The organism is Nocardiopsis sp. TRM 82005, assembly GCF_056312425.1.
Map to the genome: position 1 here is coordinate 1 of NZ_JBWDTQ010000072.1, position 934 is coordinate 934.

Sequence of the window (934 nt, forward strand, 5' to 3'; positions counted from 1 at the left end):
CCGCACGATCATCGGCCTCGTCGGTGACGTTGAGCGTTTCCAGGACCTGGGTCTGGCCGCCAAGCCGGGGGTCAGTGATGTTTTGCGTATCTCGGTTCCCTACAAGCTCGTCAGTCGTGAGAACCATGACAGCCGCAGTGTGGTCCGTGTGCGTGGTGTGCCTATCGGTGGTGACAACGTCACCGTGATCGCTGGGCCGTGTGCGGTGGAGACTCCGGAGCAGACCCTGGGTGCGGCGCGGATGGCGTTGGAGGCCGGCGCGTCCTTGTTGCGTGGTGGTGCCTACAAGCCCCGTACCTCTCCCTACGCCTTCCAGGGGTTGGGTGAGGAGGGGTTGAAGATCCTCGCTGATGTGCGTGCTGAGACGGGGATGCCCATCGTGACCGAGGTGGTGGATGCCGCTGATGTGGAGCTTGTTGCTTCTTACGCTGACATGCTCCAGGTGGGTACCCGTAACATGCAGAACTTCGCCTTGTTGCAGGCGGTGGGTGACGCGGGCAAGCCCGTGCTGCTCAAGCGGGGGATGAGTGCGACGGTCGAGGAGTGGTTGATGGCGGCTGAGTACATCGCTCAGCGCGGCAATCTCGACATCGTGCTGTGCGAGCGGGGGATTCGTACCTTCGAGAAGGCTACGCGTAACACGTTGGACATCAGTGCTGTTCCGGTTGCGCAGAATCTGTCTCATCTGCCGGTGATCGTGGATCCGTCGCATTCGGGTGGTAAGCGTGATCTGGTGTTGCCGTTGTCGCGGGCTGCGGTGGCGGTCGGTGCTGACGGGGTCATCGTGGACGTGCATCCTCGGCCTGAGGCTGCTCTGTGTGATGGTCCGCAGGCTCTGGTGGGGGAGGATCTGGCTGAGTTGCGGGATTTGGCGGGCACTCTGGCGACTCTGACCGGGCGCACCCTCACCCCGGCCCCCAACCTCCAGCTCGCC

General features: G+C 63.4%; 1 protein-coding gene. It reads left to right on the forward strand.

All coding sequences use genetic code 11. From position 1 onward, the window contains the following. Positions 1-934, forward strand: a 934-nt coding sequence (aroF, locus tag AC0T5L_RS27110; RefSeq protein WP_476168331.1) for a 3-deoxy-7-phosphoheptulonate synthase, incomplete at both ends; no start/stop codon positions are given.